Here is a 17,906-nt window from a genome sequence, read left to right as displayed (position 1 = left end):
GCCGGGAAATTCCCGGCTTTTTTGCGTCTGCATGTTTGATTCGGCAGGCGTGACAGGTTTTTCGAGGAAAGTGCCCGACGAGGCCGATTACAGGCCGTTCGTCACGTCGCTCTTGCGCGTGGTTTATGCAGGGGGCGGGTGTTTTCTGCTTCACTCAAGGCTCGGCCGAGGGCTGGCCGCCCGGATCAAAGGGGAATGGCGTAATGGCAACGGTAGACCGCTGGCTGCTGCCAGATGGCATCGAAGAAGTACTGCCACCAGAAGCTGCGCGCATTGAAGTAGCGCGCCGCCAGGTGTTGGATCTGTTCCAGAGCTGGGGTTACGAGTTTGTCGTGACCCCCCATATCGAGTACCTGGAATCCCTGCTGACCGGCGCGGGCCAGGACCTGGATCTGCGCACCTTCAAGGTCATCGACCCGCAATCGGGCCGGCAAATGGGTTTCCGTGCCGACATCACGCCGCAAGTGGCGCGCATCGATGCGCACACCCTGCGCCGAGAAGGTCCGAGCCGCCTGTGCTACGCCGGCAGTGTGCTGCATGCGCAGCCGCGTGCCTTGTCGTCGTCCCGTAGCCCGATTCAGTTGGGCGCCGAGTTGTACGGCGATGCCAGCCCGAGCAGCGACGTTGAAGTGATCAGCTTGATGCTGGCCATGCTGCAACTGGCCGACGTGCCAGATGTCCACATGGACCTGGGTCACGTCGGTATCTACCGTGGCCTGGCCCGTGCGGCCGGTTTGTCTGGTGAAGTGGAACAACAGCTGTTCGATGCCCTGCAACGCAAGGCCATCGATGAAGTGATTGCCCTGACGGCGGGTGTGCCTGCCGATCTGGCTGACATGCTGCGTGCACTGGTCGACCTGTGCGGCGGCCGTGAAGTGTTGGTGGCTGCCCGTGAGCGCCTGGCCAAGGCGCCAGCGCCGGTATTGGCTGCGCTGGACGACGTGCTGGCGATTGCCGAGCAGTTGTCGGCGCGCTTCCCGGAGCTGCCGCTGTACTTTGACCTGGGTGAGTTGCGCGGCTACCACTACCACACCGGTGTGGTGTTCGCTGTATTTGTACCGGGTGTTGGCCAAGCCATCGCCCAGGGTGGTCGTTATGACGATATCGGCGCCGACTTTGGTCGTGCGCGTCCGGCCACTGGTTTCTCCACCGATTTGAAAACCCTGGTGACCCTGGGGCGTGCTGAGGTCGAGCTACCGTCTGGTGGCATTTGGATGCCCGACAGTACGGACGCAGCACTCTGGCAGCAGGTTTGCCAGTTGCGCAGTGAGGGTCAGCGTGTCGTCCAGGCTTTGCCTGGGCAGCCATTGGCCGCCGCCCGTGATGCGGACTGCGACCGGCAATTGATTCTGCAGAACGGGCTTTGGCAAGTATCGCCACTGGCTTCTTGAGTTTTCCTGCCGGCCATCGCCGGCACCAAGTTTGCGCGAATGAGGACAAGTGTTATGGGTAAGAATGTCGTAGTCCTGGGCACCCAATGGGGTGATGAGGGCAAAGGCAAGATCGTTGATCTGCTGACCGAACATGCTGCCGCCGTAGTGCGCTACCAAGGTGGCCACAACGCTGGCCACACCCTGGTCATCGATGGCGAAAAAACCGTCTTGCACCTGATCCCATCGGGCGTGCTGCGCGAAGGCGTGCAGTGCCTGATCGGCAACGGCGTGGTGGTTGCACCTGACGCCTTGCTGCGTGAGATCACCAAGCTGGAAGAGAAAGGCGTGCCGGTGCGCGAGCGCCTGCGTATCAGCCCGTCCTGCCCGCTGATCCTGTCGTTCCACGTTGCGCTGGACCAGGCCCGTGAAAAGGCCCGTGGCGAGCTGAAGATCGGTACCACCGGTCGCGGCATCGGCCCGGCCTACGAAGACAAGGTTGCACGTCGTGGCCTGCGTGTGGGCGACCTGCTCAACATGCCGCGCTTTGAAGACAAACTGCGTGAACTGGTGGATTACCACAACTTCATGCTGGTCGGTTACTACAAAGAGCCAGCCATCGAGTTCGAAAAGACCCTGGCCGAGTGCAAGGAATACGCTGAGCTGCTCAAGCCACTCATGCTGGACGTGACTGCGGAGCTGCACGACCTGCGTCGTGCCGGCAAAGACATCATGTTCGAAGGCGCCCAAGGCTCCCTGCTGGACATCGACCACGGCACCTATCCGTACGTGACCAGCTCCAATACCACCGCTGGCGGCGTTGCGACCGGTTCGGGCGTTGGCCCGATGTTCCTGGACTACATCCTGGGCATCACCAAGGCTTACACCACTCGTGTAGGTTCGGGTCCGTTCCCGACTGAGCTGTTCGACGACGTCGGCGCTCACCTGGCCAAGCAAGGTCACGAATTCGGCGCGACCACCGGCCGTGCTCGTCGTTGCGGCTGGTTCGACGCCGTCATCCTGCGTCGCGCTATCGATGTGAACAGCATCTCGGGCATCTGCCTGACCAAGCTGGACGTACTCGACGGCCTGGAAACCATCAATATCTGCATCGGCTACAAAGATGCCGAAGGCAAGGACGTTGCTCCGACCGACGCCGACAGCTACGTAGGTCTGCAGCCAGTGTACGAAGAAGTGCCGGGCTGGACCGAATCGACCGTGGGCGCCAAGACCCTGGAAGAGCTACCAGCTAATGCCCGTGCCTACATCAAGCGAGTTGAAGAGCTGATCGGTGCGCCGATCGACATTATTTCGACAGGTCCGGACCGCAACGAAACCATCGTTCTGCGTCACCCGTTCGCTTAATAAGCTGTTGATGTAAAAAGCAAAGGGCTCCTTCGGGAGCCCTTTGTCGTTTCTGTCGCCTGGGCGGCACGACCCTTGCTTTGGTTCTTTCTTTCGCGGTGCTATCAAATTAATGGCACCCGTGGTGGAGGGATTCCCGATGTCTGCCGTTCTCTCATTGTTACAAAGCCGTCTGTTGCGGCCGGTGTTCGTTACCCTAGGTATCGCCCTTTTGGTGCAAGTGTTGGTTGCCGTCGCCCTGACGCGAAGCACCGTCACAGCGTTGGAAGCTGATTTGGGTAATCGCCTGGGTATCGACAGCCAGAAACTGTCGGGTGAATTGGCCCAGGCCGGTAAAGAAGTCACGTCCAGCCTGGACAGCTTGTCGACGAGTACCCGTCAGCGTCTGACAGCGGGGCTTTCAACCCGCCTGCAGGAAGAGCAGAAGCAACTGCGTGCGACCCTGGAAAAAGACCTGAAAGACTCTGCCAATGACATGGCGCAACTGCTGGCCTCGGTGGCGCCCCGCGCTATGTGGGACAGCGACGTGCCGACGCTGTCGGAGTTCGCCCGGCGTGCCCAGCGCAACCCCAACGTGCTGTTCGTGGTCTATGACGACGCGGCGGGTGAGCATCTGACCCGCTACCTCAACCGTGAAAACCCGATTAACCAGGCGCTGTTGGAAAAAGGCAAGGGTGACCGCGCCCTGGATAAAGTGTTGGATGCGGCGAAAGATGACCCTTCGGTGTTCTATGTTGAAGCGTCCATCAGCCCCAACGGCGTGGAGATCGGTAAGGTGCGCATGGGGGTGTCCACGACCGCAGTGGAGGCTGATCTGGCCGCGCTGGATAAGCGCTTCGCCGCACTGATCGCCAGCGGTGACCAGTTGGTGGGCGACAGCCTCAAGGGCGCAGCGGCCGATAGCGCTGCCGCCATGGGCGCGCGCCTGCAATCCGCGCAAGCCACCGCTACACAGATGACCGCCAACACCACCAGCGCCGTCCAGGACGCCGCCGGCACCTTGCGCTGGCGCATCGGCATGGGCCTGGCGCTGGTCGGTTTGGGCGTGTTGCTGTTGATCGCCATCGTGCTCGGGCGCCGTGTGGTCAATCGCCTGAAGCTGCTGATCGCGGCCATGGACGACTTGGCGGCGGGCGAGGGTGATCTCACCAAGCGTGTGCAAATCAGCAGCAAGGATGAAATCGGCGACATGGCTTCGGCGGTCAATCGCTTTGTCGATAAGTTGCAGCCCATCGTGCGCGAGGCGGGGGATGTGGCCCAGCGTACTGGCGTGGAAATCGGCGCCATGACCTTGCGCAATGCTGGTGCTGACGCTGCAGCCGGTTTACAGCGCGATGAAGTGGCCGAGAGCTTGCGCGCACTGTCGCAGATGGCCGACGAGGCGCAGGCCGAGAGCCATGCGATGCAGGCGGCGTTGCAGCAGGTGGTGGATATTCGCCAGGCCACGGATGAGAACTCGCGGACCTCGGCTGAGGTCGGCAGTTTGATCGAGGCGCTGGCGGGCCAAGTACAAGCGGGCTCCACGGTCATCGAGCGCCTGGCCCAGCAAAGCCAGCAGATCGAGGTGGTGCTGACCGTGATTCACGGCATCGCCGAGCAGACCAATCTGTTGGCGCTCAACGCGGCCATCGAGGCGGCGCGTGCTGGTGAGACCGGTCGCGGCTTTGCGGTGGTGGCGGATGAAGTGCGTGCGCTGGCCAGCAAGACGCAAAGCTCCACGGGCGATATTCAGGCGCATATCGTGGCGCTGCAGCAAGGCGCGCGGGAGGCGGTGGAAACCATCGGCAAGGCCGGGCGCCAGGCCAGTGAAGGTTTGCTGGTGCTGCGCGACAGCGTGCGCCTGCAACAGACGGTGCAGGCTTCGGTGGAGCAGGTGCATGCCGCGATAGGCTTGGCAACCCGTGCCGCTGAGCATCAGGCCCAGGGTGCCCATGCGGTGCGTGGGCGGGTTGAGGTAATCCATGCTCAGGCCGAACGTGCCGCCCAGGCGGTGGTTGAGACCACCGCCAGTGGCAAGGTACTGGATGGGTTGGCGGCGCAGTTGAAGGCGAGCCTGGGGCAGTTCAGGGCCTAGTATCGCCTGTACCGACCTCATCTGGGGCAAGCCCCCTCCCACAGATGACCGAGTTCCAATGTTGGAATGCAGGCAAGTGTGGGAGGGGGCTTGCCCCCGATAGCGGTTTCAGCGGCTCAAATACATCCGTGTTGTGAGCAGGTAAACCGGCAACCCCGACACCAATATCAACAGCGCCGCATAAGGCGCCGCCGCCGCGAATTCCACATTCGAGGTGTGCGCCCACACCGCTGTCGCCAATGTATTCAACCCTGTCGGACTGAGCAGCAATGTCGCCGTCAATTCCTTCATCGCATCCAGAAACACCAGCGCAAACGCCGCCCCCAATGCCGGGAAAATAATCGGTAAGGTCACCCGGCAAAACGCACTGAACGACGAAGCCCCCAGCGTGCGCGCAGCTTCTTCAAGCTGCGGCGCTGCCTTGTTCAGCGCGGTGCGAATCGGCGCCTGGGCCAGCGGCAAGAACAGCAGCGCATAAGCAATCAACAGCAGCGCTGATGTCTGGTACAGCGCCGGCACGTAGTGCAGGGCGAAATACACCAGGGTCAGCGCAATCACCAAGCCGGGCAGGGCGTGCAGCAGGTACGGCAGGCGCTCGGCCCAGATCGCCAGTTGGCCTTTGTAGCGCACCACCAGCAGACCGACCGGCACCGCGAGCACCAGGCAAAGCGCGGCGCCTCCGAGGGACAGCGCCAACGAGGACAGCAACGCTTCACCGATCTCTGCTACTGGGAAGGCGGCAGAAGATCCCACTGCCAACCAATAACCGAGCATCCCCAGCGGAATCCCGCTGCCGATGATCGCCAGCGCCAGGCAATAAACCTGACCCAATGGCGTCCACTTCCCCAGTCGAACCTGCTCCGCATGTCGCGCCGCGCCCTGGCCGATACGCACATGCCGGCCCTTGCCGCGCACGCGCAACTCCAGCCACAGCAGAGTCAGGCACATCACCAGCAGCACAGCCGAGAGCATCGCGGCATTCGCGTTACTGAATTCCAGCTCGAACTGTTGGTAGATCGCGGTGGTAAAGGTCTGCAAACCGATGATCGACAGCGCGCCAAACTCCACCAGCATATGCAGCGCAATCAACAATGCTCCGGCCAGCAGTGAAGGCCACAGCAGCGGCAAGGTGATGCGAAAGAACACGCCCCAGCGATTCAATCCGAGGGTGCGGGCCGACTCTTCCAGGGACGGGTCAAGATTGCGCAGGGTCGCTGCCACCGGCAGAAACACCAGCGGGTATTTCGACAGGCTCATCACCAGGATGGCCCCGCCAAGCCCTTCGAAACTGGCGCTCAGCGATACCCAGGTAAAGCTGCTGACAAACGCCGGCACCGCAAACGGCAGGCACAGGATCACGCCCCAGATACGTCGTCCCGGCAGATTGCTGCGCTCCAGCAGCCAGGCCAGGGACAGGCCGATCACGCCACACGTCACCGTCACCCCGATCATCAGCGCCAAGGTATTGCGCAGCAACCCGAACACATACGGCCGCCACAGCAGGTGCACCGCCTCCGCCCAACCGGCTTGCCACGCCTTGAGCCCGACATAGGCCAGCGGCAGCAAGCTCAAGCCGACCAGCAACAGTACGGGCAGCAACAACCAGATCGACGGGCGCTTGCGCTTTGGGCTGAAACCCCCGCGCAGGGCGGGGGCGGGTAACGATGGGTTCATCAGTTCAAGCCAACATCACGTTCCAGGTCCAGGGCTTCTTCGGCGTTGCCCAGGTCTGCGGGGGTGACTTTCGGCGGTTGCAACTCGCTGAACGGCTTGAGGCCACGGCTGGATTCCATGCCTTTACGCAGCGGGTATTCAGCCGAGGTGTTGGTGATGACGCGCTGGCCCTCTTCACTGGCCATGAACGCCAGCAGTTGCTGGGCTTCTTTCGGATGCTTGCTGGATTTCAGCGCCGCCGCCGAAGATACGGTGATCAAGCCACCGGCATCGCCATCGGTGAAGTAATGCAGTTGGGAATCCAGGTTGGTTTTTTCTTTCTTCAGGGCGAACCAGTAGTAGTTGTTCACCAGCACGGTAGCCACTTCGCCATTTTCAACGGCTTTGAGGGCGACCATGTTGTTGCTGTAGACCTTGCCGAAGGCACGCAGGCCGGTCAGCCATTCTTCGGCGGCTTCACGCCCGTGCAGCTTGATGATCGCCACGGCCTGTTCCTGGAAGGCGCCGCTGGTAGGTACGAAGCCGACCTTGCCTTGCCATTCGGGGCCGGCAAAATCCAGCACCGATTTCGGCAGGTCTTTTTCCGCGATCAATTTCGGGTTGAACGCCACGACGCGGGTGCGTGCGGTCACGCCCATCCAGTCGCCATGGGTGCCGACATAATCCTTGGGCAATACGTCGAGGGTGCTGGCGTCGATCTTGGCCAGCAGGCCTTGTTCGCCGAGTTTGTTCAACGGTGGCGATTCTTCGGTGTAGATCACGTCGGCAGGCGAGCGGTCGCCTTCTTCCACGACTTGGCTGGCGAGCTGGTTGCTGCTGCCTTTGCGCACGTTGACGTGAATACCGGTCTTGGCTTCGAAGGCCTTGGCCAGTTCATCGCCGACTTCTTTATGCTGGCCGTTGTACAGGGTCAGGGAAACCTTGTCGGCGGAGTAGGCGGTGGGCGAGAGCAGGGTCAGGCCGAGCAGAGTGATGGTCAGGCCGCGCAGAAGGGATGTCTTGAGATGGGTATCGCGGATCATCATCCGGGTTGTTCCTCACTTGTATGCAACAAATACTTACAAGGATAAACGATAAAGTTTCTCAGGTGCGGGCGAGGGGGCAAATCGCTGGGAAAGATTCAGGTCAGGCTTTTCAAACCCCGGAAACGAAAAAACCCGCTTTCGCGGGTTTGATCTGAATTTGGTGCCCAGGAGAAGACTCGAACTTCCACGACCTTGCGATCACCAGCACCTGAAGCTGGCGTGTCTACCAATTTCACCACCTGGGCATTATCAGCAGCGCTTGCGCTGTTGATGGGACGAACTATACGGAGGGCTTTTTGATCTGTAAACCCCTGATTCGAAAAAATAAATCAAGTTTTCCGTTGAAAATCAAAGGCCTGAAACGAAAAAACCCGCTTTCGCGGGTTTGATCTGAATTTGGTGCCCAGGAGAAGACTCGAACTTCCACGACCTTGCGATCACCAGCACCTGAAGCTGGCGTGTCTACCAATTTCACCACCTGGGCATTATCAGACAACGTTGCCGTCGTCGATGGCGCGCACTATACGGAGGGGATTTTAAGCTGTAAAGCCCTGCCATGAAAAAAGCCTGGAAAATTTCGCCAATGGTCGTGCAAGGTGTCCGCCGGGGGCTGCAAAGGGCTTTAAAAGGCTTGTTGGCGTCTGAAATTTCCCGTTTCAATACGCGTATGCCAAACTAACCCGCATATAGACAAGGTGAAAACTCTCTAATGGCCGATTGGCAGTCCCTCGATCCCGAGGCCGCTCGTGAAGCGGAAAAATATGAAAACCCTATTCCTAGCCGCGAACTGATCCTGGCGCACCTCGCCGATCGGGGTTCGCCTGCTAGCCGCGAGCAGTTGGTTGAAGAATTCGGTCTGACCACCGAAGACCAACTCGAAGCCCTGCGCCGCCGTTTGCGTGCCATGGAGCGTGATGCTCAACTGATCTACACCCGCCGTGGCACTTACGCGCCTGTGGATAAGCTCGACCTGATCCTGGGCCGCATTGCCGGCCATCGTGACGGTTTCGGCTTCCTGATCCCGGACGACGGCAGCGATGATCTGTTCATGAGCCCGGCGCAAATGCGCCTGGTGTTCGATGGCGATCGTGCCCTGGCGCGCGTTTCCGGCCTGGACCGTCGCGGTCGCCGTGAAGGCGTGATCGTCGAAGTGGTGTCCCGTGCCCATGAGTCAATCGTCGGCCGTTACTTCGAAGAAGGCGGCATTGGCTTTGTCGTGCCGGATAACCCGAAGGTCCAGCAGGAAGTGCTGATCACCCCGGGCCGCAATGGCGCCGCCAAGGTCGGCCAATTCGTCGAGGTGAAGATCACTCACTGGCCAACGGCGCGCTTCCAGCCCCAGGGCGATATCGTTGAAGTGGTCGGCAACTACATGGCGCCGGGCATGGAAATCGACGTTGCGCTGCGCACCTACGATATTCCTCACGTCTGGCCTGAAGCTGTGCTCAAAGAAGCCGGCAAGCTCAAGCCTGAAGTAGAAGAGAAAGACAAAGAAAAACGCATCGACCTGCGCCATCTGCCGTTCGTCACCATCGACGGCGAAGATGCCCGCGACTTCGACGATGCGGTCTACTGCGAAGCCAAGCCGGGCAAGCTGCGTCTGTTCTCCGGTGGCTGGAAGTTGTTCGTCGCGATTGCCGACGTATCCAGCTACGTGAAGATCGGTTCGGCCCTGGATAACGAGGCCCAAGTGCGCGGCAACTCCGTGTACTTCCCAGAGCGCGTGATCCCGATGCTGCCTGAGCAGTTGTCCAACGGCCTGTGCTCCCTGAACCCGAAAGTCGACCGTTTGGCCATGGTGTGCGAGATGACCATCTCGAAAACCGGCGAAATGACCGACTACCAGTTCTACGAAGCGGTGATCCACTCCCAGGCGCGCCTGACCTACAACAAGGTCAGCACTATCCTGGAAGCGCCGAAGACCAGCGAAGCCAAGGCCCTGCGTACTGAATACGCTGGCGTGGTGCCGCACCTCAAGCAGCTTTATGCGCTATACAAGGTGTTGCTGGGCGCTCGTCACGTGCGTGGCGCTATCGATTTTGAAACCCAGGAAACCCGGATTGTCTTTGGTTCCGAGCGCAAGATCGCTGCGATCACCCCGACCACGCGTAACGATGCGCACAAACTGATCGAGGAATGCATGCTGGCGGCCAACGTGGCCACCGCGGAATTCCTGAAGAAGCATGAGATTCCTGCGCTTTATCGCGTGCACGATGGCCCGCCGCCGGAGCGTCTGGAAAAACTGCGCGCCTTCCTCGGCGAGCTCGGCCTGTCCCTGCACAAAGGCAAGGACGGCCCGACGCCGAAGGACTATCAGGCGCTGCTCGCCAGCATCAAGGACCGTCCGGATTACCATGTGATCCAGACCGTCATGCTGCGCTCACTGAGCCAGGCGGTGTATAGCGCCGACAATCAGGGCCACTTCGGTCTGAATTACGAGGCGTACACCCACTTCACCTCGCCGATCCGTCGTTACCCGGACCTGCTCACGCACCGCGCAATCCGCAGCGTGATCCACTCCAAGCAGAACACCCCGCACGTCAAGCGCGCCGGTGCCATGAGCATTCCGAAAGCACGGATCTATCCGTACGACGAAGCGGCCCTGGAACAGCTGGGCGAGCAGTGCTCCATGAGCGAGCGACGTGCCGACGAAGCCACGCGCGACGTGGTGAACTGGCTCAAGTGCGAGTTCATGAAGGATCGTGTAGGCGAGACTTTCCCTGGCGTGATCACTGCCGTGACCGGTTTTGGCCTGTTTGTCGAACTGACCGACATCTACGTCGAAGGCCTGGTGCACGTCACCGCCTTGCCGGGTGACTACTACCACTTCGACCCTGTGCACCACCGCCTGGCGGGCGAGCGCACCGGTCGCAGCTTCCGTTTGGGTGATACCGTGGAAGTGCAGGTCATGCGCGTCGATCTCGACGAGCGCAAGATCGACTTCGGCATGTCCGACAAGCCAGCCGAATCGCCGGGCAGCCGTAAAAAACGTGGCAGTGAACCGACCAGCAAAGGCAAAGCCGCGCCTGCGAAAGCAGCGACCGCCGAGCCTGCGCCAGCCAAAACTGGCCGTCGCCCGACAACCAAGGAAAAGGCCCCTGAAGCCTACCGCCCAAGCGATGCTGCGGCGAAAAACGCCGAGCTGCGCAAGAGCCGCGAGTTGAAGCAGCAGTTGCTCAACGAAGCCAAAAGCGGTGGTAAAGCGGCGTCTGGGGGAAAGTCCCACGGGGCGGAAAAGCCGTCGAGCAAGCCAAGTAAACACCGTAAAGGCCCGCCAAAAGCGGGTTCGGGCCCTGCCAAGAGCGGCGGGTCGCGCAAACCTAAGGCCAAGTCATGAGTCTGGAAAAAATCTACGGCGTGCACGCCGTAGAAGCACTGCTGCGTCACCACCCGAAACGCGTCAAGCAAGTGTGGCTGGCCGAAGGCCGCAGCGAGCCGCGTGTACAAGCGCTGGTTGAACTGGCGACCCAGAACAAGGTTGCCATCGGCCAGGCCGAGCGTCGCGAAATGGACGTGTGGGTCGAAGGCGTCCACCAGGGCGTGGTCGCGGACGTCAGCCCGAGCCAGGTCTGGGGCGAAGCGATGCTCGACGAGCTGCTCGACCGTACCGAAGGTGCGCCGTTGCTGCTGGTGCTGGACGGCGTGACCGATCCGCACAACCTCGGCGCTTGCCTGCGTTCGGCCGACGCTGCCGGCGCGCTGGCGGTGATCGTGCCTAAAGATAAGTCCGCGACCTTGACGCCGGTCGTGCGTAAAGTCGCCTGTGGCGCGGCGGAAGTGATTCCGCTGGTGGCCGTGACCAATCTGGCGCGCACCCTGGAGAAACTCCAGCAGCGTGGCCTGTGGGTCGTGGGTACGGCAGGCGAGGCCGAGGTCAGCATTTATGACCAGGACCTCACCGGCCCGACCATCCTGATCATGGGCGCCGAAGGCAAAGGTATGCGTCGCTTGACCCGCGAACATTGCGATTACCTGGTACATCTGCCGATGGCCGGTAGCGTCAGCAGCCTCAACGTGTCGGTTGCCACCGGCGTGTGCCTGTTTGAAGCCCAGCGTCAGCGTGGCGCCAAAGCTAAGGCCAAGCCGAAGAAGTAGCCAAGTCTGGCTCAGGTCAAAATGTGGGAGCTGGCTTGCCTGCGATAGCATCACCTCGGTATCACTGATACGCCGAGGTGCCTGCATCGCGGGCAAGCCCGACTCCCACATTTGATTTGTGGTGTTTGGGAGATTGTTCAAATAATCACCAATCACCTTGCACGCTTCCTCCCCCTTCTCTACAATTGCGCCCCTTGCCTTCCTGGCAGGCACCGATGTGCCTCCCTGCGGCAAGATCCATAAGTGTCATTCACTCCTTGTCTGACCGTTTTTGAGCGGCAGGCTACAACCCGTAAGGAGCATTCATGCGTCATTACGAAATCATCTTTTTGGTCCACCCGGATCAAAGCGAGCAAGTCGGCGGCATGGTTGAGCGTTACACCAAGCTGATCGAAGAAGACGGCGGCAAAATCCACCGTCTGGAAGATTGGGGCCGTCGTCAACTGGCCTACGCAATCAACAATGTTCACAAGGCTCACTACGTGATGCTGAACGTTGAGTGCACTGGCAAGGCCCTGGCCGAGCTGGAAGACAACTTCCGCTACAACGATGCTGTGATCCGTAACCTGGTCATCCGTCGCGAAGAAGCCGTTACCGGCCAATCCGAGATGCTCAAGGCTGAAGAAAACCGCAGTGAGCGCCGTGAGCGTCGCGACCGTCCTGAGCACGAAGGCGCTGATAGCGCTGATAGTGATGACAGCGACAACAGCGATAACGCTGACGAGTAATCCACGGACCTTTTAAGGAGCCTATCAAATGGCACGTTTCTTCCGTCGTCGTAAATTCTGCCGCTTCACCGCTGAAGACGTGAAAGAGATCGATTACAAAGATCTCAACACTCTGAAAGCCTACGTATCCGAGACCGGCAAAATCGTTCCAAGCCGTATCACCGGTACCAAAGCACGTTATCAGCGTCAGCTGGCCACCGCTATCAAGCGCGCCCGCTTCCTGGCCCTGCTGGCCTACACCGACAGCCACGGCCGCTGAGACCGGGCAGTCGACAAGTAGTAAGGGATTGAATGCATGCGCGCCTTAGCTGAGTTCATCATGCGCGGTCGTGTGCAGGCCACTCTGGTAGTGGCTGGATGTGCAGCATTGCCGTTGTTGTATTGGTTGGCTGCCGCCGCTGGATGCCTTGTGCTCCTGCGGCGCGGTTTGCAGGATGCCGTTGGCATCCTGGCCCTGGGAGTCGTAGCCGCCTTGATCTGGTGGTTGCAACTGGGCGAACCCAAAGTGCTTCTGGTGCTGCTGGGGTCGTCGAGCCTTGCGTTGGTTTTGCGCGCAAGTGAGTCCTGGGTCCGCACGCTGCTGGTCAGCGTGGCGTTGGGGTTGGTGTTTTCGGTGTTGATTGACGCGGCTTTCCGCCCGCAGATCGAGGCGCTGTCGCAAGAGATCGTCAAGATCCTGCCGATGGCCCTCGGGGAACTCTACCAACAGCTGTCGGTAGAAGAGCGAGCGCGACTGGCAACGCTGATTGCACCGGCCCTGATCGGCCTGATGGCGGTAATGATGCAGATCGTCAGTTTGCTGAGCCTGATGCTTGGGCGTTATTGGCAGGCGTTGTTGTACAACCCGGGTGGTTTTGGTCGCGAATTTCGCAGTATCAGAATCCCCGTGGGCCCGGCGATGTTGCTGCTGGCACTCATGGTGGTCGGACCGTACTTCGGTTCACAAGCCACCTTGCTGATGCTGTTTTGCAGCGTACCGCTGGTGTTTTCCGGACTGGCCCTGATTCATGGGCTGGTCGCGCAGAAGCGCCTGGCCAAGTTCTGGCTGGTGGGGATGTACGTAACGATGCTGGTGTTCATGCAACTGATCTATCCGTTACTCGTGGTTTTGGCCATTGTCGACGGCCTGATTGATTTTCGCGGTCGTCTGGCGCCGAAAGACGCCGATAACGCGAACGGTGAAGGTTAAAAGTTAGAGGATTTTCACATGCAACTGATCCTTCTGGAAAAAGTCGCCAACCTGGGCAACCTGGGCGACAAAGTGAACGTTAAGGCCGGTTACGGTCGTAACTACCTGCTGCCATACGGCAAAGCCACCGCTGCAACCGCTGCCAACCTGGCTGCGTTTGAAGAGCGTCGTGCTGAGCTGGAACAAGCAGCAGCAGACAAAAAAGCTTCGGCCGAAACTCGCGCTGCCCAACTGGCTGAGCTGGAAGTGACTATCACTGCCACCGCCGGTGACGAAGGCAAGCTGTTCGGTTCGATCGGCACTCACGACATCGCTGATGCACTGACCGCCTCCGGCGTTGAAGTGCAGAAGAGCGAAGTTCGTCTGCCGAACGGCACCATCCGTAACGTAGGTGAATTCGACGTAGCCGTGCACCTGCACGCCGAAGTTGAAGCCACCGTACGCGTTATCGTGGTAGCAGCTTAAGCAGCACCTAACTGACTGGCACCTCGCGTGTCAGCCAGTTAACATCGGGCACGATCCTGTTTACAGGTCGTGCCTTTTGTTTTTCTACACACCCCAAATTCCAAGTGGCCATGAACGATATTTCAGCTCCTGAGCAATACGATCTGCAAACCGCTGCCCTGAAGGTGCCGCCGCATTCCATCGAGGCCGAACAGGCTGTGCTCGGTGGTTTGATGCTGGACAACAACGCCTGGGAACGCGTGCTGGATCAAGTCTCGGACGGTGACTTCTATCGCCATGACCACCGCCTGATCTTCCGTGCCATCGCCAAGCTGGCCGACCAGAACTCACCGATCGACGTGGTGACCCTGGCCGAGCAGCTAGACAAGGAAGGCCAGACCTCCCAGGTCGGCGGCCTTGGCTACCTCGGTGAACTGGCGAAGAACACGCCGTCCGTCGCCAACATCAAGGCCTATGCTCAGATTGTTCGCCAACGGGCCACGCTGCGCCAACTGATCGGTATCAGCACCGAGATCGCCGACAGCGCCTTCAACCCGGAAGGGCGCACCGCCGAAGAGATCCTCGACGAAGCCGAACGCCAGATCTTCCAGATCGCCGAGGCCCGCCCGAAAACCGGCGGCCCGGTAGGCGTCAACGAGCTGTTGACCAAGGCCATCGACCGTATCGACACGCTGTTCAACACCGACGCGGCCATCACCGGTATTTCCACCGGCTACGCCGACCTCGACGAGAAGACCAGCGGCCTGCAGCCGTCCGACTTGATCATCGTCGCCGGTCGTCCCTCCATGGGTAAGACCACCTTCGCGATGAACCTGGTGGAAAACGCCGTGTTGCGCAGCGACAAGACCGTCCTGGTGTACTCCCTGGAGATGCCCGGTGAATCGCTGATCATGCGGATGCTCTCGTCCCTCGGCCGTATCGACCAGACCAAGGTGCGTTCCGGCCAGTTGGAAGATGACGACTGGCCGCGCCTGACCTCGGCGGTCAACCTGCTCAATGACCGCAAGCTGTTCATCGACGACACTGCGGGCATCAGCCCCTCGGAGATGCGTGCACGCACCCGCCGCCTGGTGCGTGAACACGGCGATATCGCCTTGATCATGATCGACTACCTGCAGTTGATGCAGATCCCGGGTTCCAGCGGTGACAGCCGGACCAACGAGATTTCCGAGATCTCCCGGTCCCTGAAGGCCTTGGCAAAGGAGTTCAACTGCCCGGTCGTGGCTCTGTCCCAACTCAACCGTTCCCTGGAGCAACGTCCCAACAAGCGTCCGGTGAACTCCGACTTGCGGGAATCGGGTGCGATCGAGCAGGACGCCGACGTGATCATGTTCGTGTACCGCGACGAGGTATACCACCCCGAAACCGAGCACAAAGGCATCGCCGAGATCATCATCGGCAAGCAGCGGAACGGGCCGATCGGTTTTATCCGCCTGGCGTTCATTGGTAAGTACACCCGCTTCGAAAACCTCGCACCAGGTAGCTACAACTTCGACGACGACGAATAACCCGTCTGCTCAATTCCGACCATTACCGTCGGAATTGGTCAAAATTTGTGCTATATTCCGCGCCCGCGATTTTCCATCTCAACACCGGTCACCGTCATGCAAACAGCCAAGCCGTTATTTGACTATCCCAAGTACTGGGCCGAATGTTTCGGTCCAGCGCCATTCCTGCCGATGAGCAGGGAGGAGATGGATCAGCTTGGCTGGGATTCCTGCGACATCATCATCGTCACCGGTGATGCGTATGTTGACCATCCGTCGTTCGGCATGGCGATCATCGGCCGGCTGCTGGAGTCCCAGGGCTTCCGCGTCGGGATCATCGCCCAGCCGAACTGGCAGTCCAAAGACGACTTCATGAAGCTCGGCGAGCCGAACCTGTTCTTCGGCGTCGCGGCCGGCAACATGGACTCGATGATCAACCGCTACACCGCCGACAAGAAAATCCGTTCCGACGACGCCTACACCCCCGGCGGCATGGCCGGCAAACGCCCGGACCGCGCGAGCCTGGTGTACAGCCAGCGTTGCAAGGAAGCCTACAAGAACGTGCCGATCGTACTTGGCGGCATCGAAGCCTCCCTGCGCCGCATCGCCCACTACGACTACTGGCAGGACCGCGTGCGTAACTCGATCCTGATCGACGCTACCGCCGATATTCTGCTGTACGGCAACGCCGAGCGTGCGATTGTCGAAGTCGCCCAGCGCCTGTCGTGGGGCCACAAGATCGAAGACATCACTGACGTGCGTGGCACCGCGTTCATTCGCCGTGATACGCCGGTGGGCTGGTACGAAGTGGACTCCACGCGGATCGACCGTCCGGGCAAGATCGACAAGATCATCAACCCGTACGTCAACACTCAAGACACCCAGGCTTGCGCTATCGAGCAAGAGAAGGGGCCGGTGGATGACCCGGAAGAAGCCAAGGTCGTCCAGATCCTCGCCAGCCCGCGCATGACCCGCGACAAGACCGTGATCCGTCTGCCTTCAGTAGAGAAGGTCCGTGGCGACGCCGTGCTCTACGCCCACGCCAACCGCGTGTTGCACCTGGAAACCAACCCAGGCAACGCCCGTGCCCTGGTGCAGAAGCACGGTGAAGTGGACGTGTGGTTCAACCCGCCGCCCATTCCGATGACCACCGAAGAAATGGACTACGTGTTCGGCATGCCTTACGCACGTGTCCCGCACCCGGCGTATGGCAAGGAAAAGATCCCGGCCTACGACATGATCCGTTTCTCGGTGAACATCATGCGTGGCTGCTTTGGTGGCTGCACCTTCTGCTCGATCACCGAGCACGAAGGGCGCATCATCCAGAACCGTTCCGAAGAGTCGATCATCCGCGAGATCGAAGAGATCCGCGACAAAGTGCCGGGCTTTACCGGCGTGATCTCCGACCTCGGCGGCCCGACCGCGAACATGTACCGCATCGCCTGCAAGAGCCCGGAAATCGAATCCGCGTGTCGCAAGCCATCGTGCGTGTTCCCCGGTATCTGCCCGAACCTGAACACTGATCACTCGTCGTTGATCCAGCTGTATCGCAGCGCGCGTGCATTGCCGGGTGTGAAGAAGATCCTGATCGCCTCCGGCCTGCGCTATGACTTGGCCGTCGAGTCGCCGGAATACGTGAAAGAGCTGGTCACCCACCACGTCGGTGGTTACCTGAAGATCGCCCCGGAACACACCGAGGAAGGTCCGCTCAACCAGATGATGAAACCGGGCATTGGCAGCTATGACAAGTTCAAGCGCATGTTCGAGAAGTACACCAAGGAAGCGGGCAAGGAGCAGTACCTGATTCCTTACTTCATCGCCGCCCACCCGGGCACCACCGATGAAGACATGATGAACCTGGCCCTGTGGCTCAAGGGCAACGGCTTCCGCGCCGACCAGGTGCAGGCGTTCTACCCGTCGCCGATGGCCACCGCCACCGCGATGTACCACTCGGGCAAGAACCCGCTGCGCAAGGTCACCTACAAGAGCGACGCGGTGACCATCGTCAAGAGCGAAGAGCAGCGCCGTCTGCACAAGGCCTTCCTGCGTTACCACGACCCGAAAGGCTGGCCAATGCTGCGTGAAGCACTGACCCGCATGGGCCGTGCCGACTTGATCGGGCCAGGCAAGGACCAACTGATCCCGCTGCACCAGCCGAGCACCGACAGCTACCAGAGCGCGCGTCGCAAGAATTCGACGCCGGCCGGCAGCCACAAGGTCGCCAAGGAAACCACCACGAAGATCCTCACCCAGCACACCGGTTTGCCTCCTCGCGGTAGCGACGGCAGCAACCCGTGGGACAAGCGTGAGCAAGCCAAGGCCGCGGCCCAGGCGCGCAACAAGCAGGCCGCCAAGGAGCGCGCCGATGCGGCCAAGGGCAAGGGCGGCAAGCCTGCGCGCAAGCCGGTCGTGCCGCGTTGATCGCAGTCTGAAC

The 17,906-nt window shown here is 60.4% G+C and carries 13 protein-coding genes and 2 tRNA genes; 11 read left to right on the top strand and 4 right to left on the bottom strand.

What is annotated here, in order from left to right; genetic code table 11:
* Positions 1 to 203: 203 nt before the first annotated feature.
* The 3 genes from EJ576_RS04350 to EJ576_RS04340 all read left to right on the top strand — a co-directional run bounded on the left by EJ576_RS04350 (position 204) and on the right by EJ576_RS04340 (position 4,809).
* Positions 204 to 1,391: an ATP phosphoribosyltransferase regulatory subunit gene (locus tag EJ576_RS04350; RefSeq protein ID WP_028615516.1), complete on the top strand. Its 1,188-nt coding sequence runs from the start codon at positions 204 to 206 to the stop codon at positions 1,389 to 1,391.
* A 54-nt stretch (positions 1,392 to 1,445) separates the two neighbouring features.
* Positions 1,446 to 2,735: an adenylosuccinate synthase gene (locus tag EJ576_RS04345; RefSeq protein ID WP_003217505.1), complete on the top strand. Its 1,290-nt coding sequence runs from the start codon at positions 1,446 to 1,448 to the stop codon at positions 2,733 to 2,735.
* A 139-nt stretch (positions 2,736 to 2,874) separates the two neighbouring features.
* Positions 2,875 to 4,809, top strand: coding sequence for a methyl-accepting chemotaxis protein (locus EJ576_RS04340; protein WP_028615518.1), 1,935 nt, complete (start codon positions 2,875 to 2,877; stop codon positions 4,807 to 4,809).
* A 108-nt stretch (positions 4,810 to 4,917) separates the two neighbouring features.
* Here EJ576_RS04340 and EJ576_RS04335 read toward each other — a convergent pair whose 3' ends face one another.
* From EJ576_RS04335 to EJ576_RS04320, 4 genes are all read right to left on the bottom strand, one after another.
* Positions 4,918 to 6,483 carry an iron ABC transporter permease gene (locus EJ576_RS04335; protein WP_122730579.1) on the bottom strand — a complete coding sequence of 522 codons (1,566 nt, stop codon included), beginning with the start codon at positions 6,481 to 6,483 and terminating at the stop codon, positions 4,918 to 4,920.
* Positions 6,483 to 7,508 carry an iron ABC transporter substrate-binding protein gene (locus EJ576_RS04330; protein WP_122730581.1) on the bottom strand — a complete coding sequence of 342 codons (1,026 nt, stop codon included), beginning with the start codon at positions 7,506 to 7,508 and terminating at the stop codon, positions 6,483 to 6,485. Before EJ576_RS04330 ends, EJ576_RS04335 begins: the two co-directional genes overlap by 1 nt.
* 158 nt (positions 7,509 to 7,666) lie before the next feature.
* Positions 7,667 to 7,753, bottom strand: a tRNA-Leu gene (locus tag EJ576_RS04325).
* A gap of 152 nt (positions 7,754 to 7,905) precedes the next feature.
* Positions 7,906 to 7,992, bottom strand: a tRNA-Leu gene (locus tag EJ576_RS04320).
* 225 nt (positions 7,993 to 8,217) lie between these two features.
* On the opposite strand from EJ576_RS04320, the gene rnr reads away from it, so the two are divergent.
* The 8 genes from rnr to EJ576_RS04280 all read left to right on the top strand — a co-directional run bounded on the left by rnr (position 8,218) and on the right by EJ576_RS04280 (position 17,893).
* Positions 8,218 to 10,845: a ribonuclease R gene (gene rnr / locus EJ576_RS04315; RefSeq protein WP_126569631.1), complete on the top strand. Its 2,628-nt coding sequence runs from the start codon at positions 8,218 to 8,220 to the stop codon at positions 10,843 to 10,845.
* The gene (rlmB, locus tag EJ576_RS04310; protein WP_003188074.1) at positions 10,842 to 11,603 is read left to right on the top strand and encodes a 23S rRNA (guanosine(2251)-2'-O)-methyltransferase RlmB; all 762 of its coding nucleotides are present in this window, start codon (positions 10,842 to 10,844) and stop codon (positions 11,601 to 11,603) included. Before rnr ends, rlmB begins: the two co-directional genes overlap by 4 nt.
* A 305-nt stretch (positions 11,604 to 11,908) precedes the next feature.
* On the top strand, positions 11,909 to 12,331 hold the full coding sequence (gene rpsF, locus EJ576_RS04305; RefSeq protein ID WP_003236224.1) for a 30S ribosomal protein S6: 423 nt from the start codon (positions 11,909 to 11,911) through the stop codon (positions 12,329 to 12,331).
* Positions 12,332 to 12,359: 28 nt separating this feature from the next.
* Positions 12,360 to 12,590: a 30S ribosomal protein S18 gene (gene rpsR / locus EJ576_RS04300; protein ID WP_002551829.1), complete on the top strand. Its 231-nt coding sequence runs from the start codon at positions 12,360 to 12,362 to the stop codon at positions 12,588 to 12,590.
* Between the two features lie 36 nt (positions 12,591 to 12,626).
* The gene (locus EJ576_RS04295) at positions 12,627 to 13,520 is read left to right on the top strand and encodes a hypothetical protein (protein WP_028615521.1); all 894 of its coding nucleotides are present in this window, start codon (positions 12,627 to 12,629) and stop codon (positions 13,518 to 13,520) included.
* A gap of 18 nt (positions 13,521 to 13,538) precedes the next feature.
* Positions 13,539 to 13,985, top strand: a complete 447-nt coding sequence (gene rplI, locus EJ576_RS04290; protein ID WP_016976915.1) for a 50S ribosomal protein L9 — start codon at positions 13,539 to 13,541, stop codon at positions 13,983 to 13,985.
* 110 nt (positions 13,986 to 14,095) lie between these two features.
* Entirely contained in the window at positions 14,096 to 15,493 is a 1,398-nt protein-coding gene (gene dnaB, locus EJ576_RS04285) for a replicative DNA helicase (protein WP_016976916.1), read from the top strand.
* Positions 15,494 to 15,589: 96 nt separating this feature from the next.
* A complete protein-coding gene (locus tag EJ576_RS04280; RefSeq protein ID WP_028615522.1) occupies positions 15,590 to 17,893 on the top strand; it encodes a YgiQ family radical SAM protein in 2,304 nt (767 codons plus the stop codon).
* Positions 17,894 to 17,906 lie beyond the last annotated feature (13 nt).

This window comes from Pseudomonas sp. C 49-2, assembly GCF_003970195.1.
Taxonomy (GTDB): domain Bacteria; phylum Pseudomonadota; class Gammaproteobacteria; order Pseudomonadales; family Pseudomonadaceae; genus Aquipseudomonas; species Aquipseudomonas canadensis.
The sequence above is the reverse complement of the archived record's forward strand: the minus strand, read 5'-3'. Positions and strand labels throughout refer to the sequence as shown.

What these genes read in the sequence shown, in the direction of transcription:
- EJ576_RS04350 (WP_028615516.1), top strand. Translation starts at nt 204, where the DNA reads ATGGCAACGGTAGACCGCTGGCTGCTGCCAGATGGCATCGAAGAAGTA.
- EJ576_RS04345 (WP_003217505.1), top strand. Translation starts at nt 1,446, where the DNA reads ATGGGTAAGAATGTCGTAGTCCTGGGCACCCAATGGGGTGATGAGGGC.
- EJ576_RS04340 (WP_028615518.1), top strand. Translation starts at nt 2,875, where the DNA reads ATGTCTGCCGTTCTCTCATTGTTACAAAGCCGTCTGTTGCGGCCGGTG.
- EJ576_RS04335 (WP_122730579.1), bottom strand. Translation starts at nt 6,483, where the DNA reads ATGAACCCATCGTTACCCGCCCCCGCCCTGCGCGGGGGTTTCAGCCCA.
- EJ576_RS04330 (WP_122730581.1), bottom strand. Translation starts at nt 7,508, where the DNA reads ATGATGATCCGCGATACCCATCTCAAGACATCCCTTCTGCGCGGCCTG.
- rnr (WP_126569631.1), top strand. Translation starts at nt 8,218, where the DNA reads ATGGCCGATTGGCAGTCCCTCGATCCCGAGGCCGCTCGTGAAGCGGAA.
- rlmB (WP_003188074.1), top strand. Translation starts at nt 10,842, where the DNA reads ATGAGTCTGGAAAAAATCTACGGCGTGCACGCCGTAGAAGCACTGCTG.
- rpsF (WP_003236224.1), top strand. Translation starts at nt 11,909, where the DNA reads ATGCGTCATTACGAAATCATCTTTTTGGTCCACCCGGATCAAAGCGAG.
- rpsR (WP_002551829.1), top strand. Translation starts at nt 12,360, where the DNA reads ATGGCACGTTTCTTCCGTCGTCGTAAATTCTGCCGCTTCACCGCTGAA.
- EJ576_RS04295 (WP_028615521.1), top strand. Translation starts at nt 12,627, where the DNA reads ATGCGCGCCTTAGCTGAGTTCATCATGCGCGGTCGTGTGCAGGCCACT.
- rplI (WP_016976915.1), top strand. Translation starts at nt 13,539, where the DNA reads ATGCAACTGATCCTTCTGGAAAAAGTCGCCAACCTGGGCAACCTGGGC.
- dnaB (WP_016976916.1), top strand. Translation starts at nt 14,096, where the DNA reads ATGAACGATATTTCAGCTCCTGAGCAATACGATCTGCAAACCGCTGCC.
- EJ576_RS04280 (WP_028615522.1), top strand. Translation starts at nt 15,590, where the DNA reads ATGCAAACAGCCAAGCCGTTATTTGACTATCCCAAGTACTGGGCCGAA.